This window comes from Acinetobacter sp. YH12219, from assembly GCF_013417875.1.
Lineage (GTDB): Bacteria > Pseudomonadota > Gammaproteobacteria > Pseudomonadales > Moraxellaceae > Acinetobacter > Acinetobacter amyesii.
The window spans coordinates 1-3,748 of record NZ_VPDC01000051.1; the positions used below are offsets into that span (position 1 = coordinate 1).

The following is a 3,748-nucleotide window of genomic DNA, read 5'->3' on the forward strand; positions in this document are numbered from 1 at the left end:
GTAAATTTTCAGCGTTGCTGGCTCCCCGTCAGCCGGATTGGGTTGCATCGCAGGGGTGTCGAAAGAGTCAACTGCGGTCCAAAGCTGTTGGACTTGGGTGAAAAGGGCGTTTATTCTTCCTATACGTCGATCGATTGAATGAAGGACATATACAATCATTTCTCCGACATTTGGTTATGGAGCGAAAAGTTTCAATATCTTATCAAAACCAGGCAATCAATGCGATTAAGTTTTATTACGAACGTGTTTTGGGTGGACAACGGAAAACATATTTCATCGAAAGACCAAAAAAAGAAAAAACACTTCCTGTTGTGATGAGTGAAGAAGAAACCATTCGGGTACTACGCGCTATTGAAAACGTGAAACACAAGGCTATTCTGATGACTATTTATTCGGCAGGTTTGCGCATTTCTGAATGTATAAACCTGAAAATAAAAGACATTGACTCCAAGCGCATGCAAATTCGTATAGAACAGTCAAAAGGAAAAAGAGATCGTTATACCATTTTATCTGAGAAAACATTAATTATTTTAAGAACATACTTTATGGAATATAAACCAAAAGATTATTTATTTGAAGGTCAAAAAGGTGGCGCATACTCAAGCCGAAGTATTCAAAACATTTTTAAAGCAGCTGTTTTAAAAGCAAAGATTCAAAAGGAAGTTACTGTACATACCTTACGACATAGCTTTGCAACGCATTTGCTTGAGAATGGTACGAGTTTACGTTATATTCAATCGTTGTTAGGTCATTCAAGCAGTAAAACAACTGAGGTTTATACACATATTACCACCAAGGGAATGGAACAATTAAAAAGTCCGATGGATTTGTTAGATATATAGAAAGGATTTGTATATTTGAGCAAAACTTAACAAAAAGCACTATGAATATAAATCCTTTTGAGAGAGTAGAAACGAACGGTAAACGGTTGAAAACGGATTTGTCACTGATAATGAAAGGTTTAGCAAAATAAGATATAGTGGATATATACGCCATTTGGCGTATAGCCACTTGTTATGTGCCATTTTTGAATGACAATGCGAATAGATACGGACAAACAAATGAATTTACTTAGTGATAAGAACGTTGCAATAATTGGTGGTGGACCCGTTGGACTGACTATGGCAAAATTATTACAGCAAAACGGCATAGACGTTTCAGTTTACGAAAGAGACAACGACCGAGAGGCAAGAATTTTTGGTGGAACCCTTGACCTACACAAAGGTTCAGGTCAGGAAGCAATGAAAAAAGCGGGATTGTTACAAACTTATTATGACTTAGCCTTACCAATGGGTGTAAATATTGCTGATGAAAAAGGCAATATTTTATCCACAAAAAATGTAAAGCCCGAAAATCGATTTGACAATCCTGAAATAAACAGAAATGACTTAAGGGCTATCTTGTTGAATAGTTTAGAAAACGACACGGTTATTTGGGATAGAAAACTTGTTATGCTTGAACCTGGTAAGAAGAAGTGGACACTAACTTTTGAGAATAAACCGAGTGAAACAGCAGATTTGGTTATTCTTGCCAATGGTGGAATGTCGAAAATAAGGAGCTTTGTTACCGACACGCAAGTTGAAGAAACCGGTACTTTCAACATCCAAGCTGATATTCTTCAACCGGAAATAAACTGTCCCGGATTTTTTCAGCTATGCAACGGCAACCGATTAATGGCGGGACATCAGGGCATTTTATTGTTTGCCAATCCCAATAATAATGGTGCATTGTATTTAGGAATTAGTTTTAAAACGCCCGATGAATGGAAAAATAAAATTCCCTTAGATTTTCAGGACAGAAACAGCGTTGCCGATTTTTTATTGAAAAGATTTTCCAAATGGAGTGAAGTTTACAAACAATTAATACGTTCGGTATCAACATTTCAATGCTTGCCCACAAGGAAATTTCCTTTGAACAATGATTGGAAAAGTAACCGTCCATTACCCATAACAATGATTGGCGATGCTGCTCATTTGATGTCGCCTTTTGCAGGACAGGGTGTAAATACGGGATTATTGGATGCTTTGATATTGTCTGAAAACCTTACAAACGGAGAATTTACAAGTATTGAAAATGCCATCGAAAACTACGAACAACAAATGTTTGTTTATGCAAAAGATACGCAGGACGAATCGACAGAAAACGAAACCGAAATGTTTAGTCCCAATTTTTCGTTTCAAAAATTATTGAATCTATAAACAGTAAGAAAAAACGGCTACTAACAAGCAGTTTTGCAATAGTGGGGCAGAAGTGCAAAATTGAACTTGTGTGCTTCTATCAACTTTTGTACATTAGCTGCCAGTTTAAGATGGGTGCATTTGAGTATGCCCAAAGGAGCCCGCAAGTATGCGCAGGACGAAGCCAGTAGCCGCGCCGATGGTGGCGCGGGTCTATCTGCGCGTCAGCACCGACGCGCAGGACTTGGAACGCCAAGAGGCGATCACTACGGCCGCGAAGGCCGCCGGCTACTACGTCGCCGGCATCTACCGTGAGAAGGCATCCGGCGCACGCGCCGACCGGCCTGAGCTGCTGCGCATGATCGGCGACCTACAGCCCGGCGAGGTGGTCATTGCCGAGAAGATCGACCGCATCAGCCGCCTACCTTTGCCCGAGGCCGAGCGCCTGGTGGCCTCGATACAGGCCAAAGGCGCACGCCTGGCCGTCCCTGGCGTGGTCGATCTATCCGACCTGGCGGCCGAGGCCCAGGGCGTCGCCAAGATCGTGCTGGAAGCCGTGCAGATCATGCTTTTTCGCCTGGCCTTGCAGATGGCCCGCGACGACTACGAGGACAGGCGCGAACGCCAGCGCCAAGGCATTGAGTTGGCCCGCCAGGCCGGGCGGTACAAGGGCCGCCGTGCTGATCCGAAGCGCCGCGCCCAAGTTGTCGCGCTGCGCAAGTCCGGCTACAGCATCAACAAGACCGCCGAGCTGGCCGGGTACAGTGCGGCCCAGGTGAAACGGATATGGGCCGAGGTCAGCCAGGCCGAAGCGAAGCAGCACGGCGCGTTCGTGGAGGACGCATTGACGGAAGCCGATGCCCTGGCCGCTGTCGGCCAGGATGAGCGCCAGGAGGAAAGGGCATGAAGAAGCCGAACCAAGACGACGAGCCGTTTTTCATCACCGAGGAGATTGCGGCCGAAATGATCGCCGGCGGCTATGAGTTCGAGCTGCCGCCCATTCCTTGCACCATCCGCCTACGCGACGTGCTGGAGCGCATGACCGATGCTGAGCTAGCATTGCAGCCGGGCGAGATCGCCGACCAGGAGCGTGAACGCTGCCGGCGCAAGCCGTGTTCAACCTCATGATCTGGTCATGGTATTTTTCATGGCACTGAGCCTGATAGTTCTTGCAAATTGTTGTCACTAAAGGGTTTTGTGTGCTTGTTTACAATCGAGTGGGAGTGACGGGCACTGGCTGGCAATGTCTAGCAACGGCAGGCATTTCGGCTGAGGGTAAAAGAACTTTCCGCTAAGCGATAGACTGTATGTAAACACAGTATTGCAAGGACGCGGAACATGCCTCATGTGGCGGCCAGGACGGCCAGCCGGGATCGGGATACTGGTCGTTACCAGAGCCACCGACCCGAGCAAACCCTTCTCTATCAGATCGTTGACGAGTATTACCCGGCATTCGCTGCGCTTATGGCAGAGCAGGGAAAGGAATTGCCGGGCTATGTGCAACGGGAATTTGAAGAATTTCTCCAATGCGGGCGGCTGGAGCATGGCTTTCTACGGGTTCGCTGCGAGTC

At 46.2% G+C, this 3,748-nt stretch carries 4 protein-coding genes and 1 pseudogene; all 5 read left to right on the forward strand.

Annotated features, from left to right (window positions below):
* Nucleotides 1-176 precede the first annotated feature (176 nt).
* Nucleotides 177-842, forward strand: coding sequence for a tyrosine-type recombinase/integrase (locus FTV04_RS16355; protein ID WP_015060916.1), 666 nt, complete (start codon nucleotides 177-179; stop codon nucleotides 840-842).
* Nucleotides 843-1,031: 189 nt separating this feature from the next.
* On the forward strand, nucleotides 1,032-2,198 hold the full coding sequence (locus FTV04_RS16360) for a tetracycline-inactivating monooxygenase Tet(X3) (protein WP_024160783.1): 1,167 nt from the start codon (nucleotides 1,032-1,034) through the stop codon (nucleotides 2,196-2,198).
* A gap of 148 nt (nucleotides 2,199-2,346) precedes the next feature.
* Nucleotides 2,347-3,084 (forward strand): recombinase family protein, encoded by a 738-nt coding sequence (locus FTV04_RS16365; RefSeq protein ID WP_001366550.1) that lies wholly within the window; start codon nucleotides 2,347-2,349, stop codon nucleotides 3,082-3,084.
* The gene (locus FTV04_RS16370; protein ID WP_000743213.1) at nucleotides 3,081-3,305 is read left to right on the forward strand and encodes a hypothetical protein; all 225 of its coding nucleotides are present in this window, start codon (nucleotides 3,081-3,083) and stop codon (nucleotides 3,303-3,305) included. The genes FTV04_RS16365 and FTV04_RS16370 overlap by 4 nt, the downstream gene beginning before the upstream one ends.
* Before the next feature lie 210 nt (nucleotides 3,306-3,515).
* A pseudogene (locus FTV04_RS16375) lies at nucleotides 3,516-3,748 on the forward strand (IS91 family transposase); the annotation flags it as partial.

What these genes read in the sequence shown, in the direction of transcription:
- FTV04_RS16355 (WP_015060916.1), top strand. Translation starts at nt 177, where the DNA reads ATGGAGCGAAAAGTTTCAATATCTTATCAAAACCAGGCAATCAATGCG.
- FTV04_RS16360 (WP_024160783.1), top strand. Translation starts at nt 1,032, where the DNA reads ATGACAATGCGAATAGATACGGACAAACAAATGAATTTACTTAGTGAT.
- FTV04_RS16365 (WP_001366550.1), top strand. Translation starts at nt 2,347, where the DNA reads ATGCGCAGGACGAAGCCAGTAGCCGCGCCGATGGTGGCGCGGGTCTAT.
- FTV04_RS16370 (WP_000743213.1), top strand. Translation starts at nt 3,081, where the DNA reads ATGAAGAAGCCGAACCAAGACGACGAGCCGTTTTTCATCACCGAGGAG.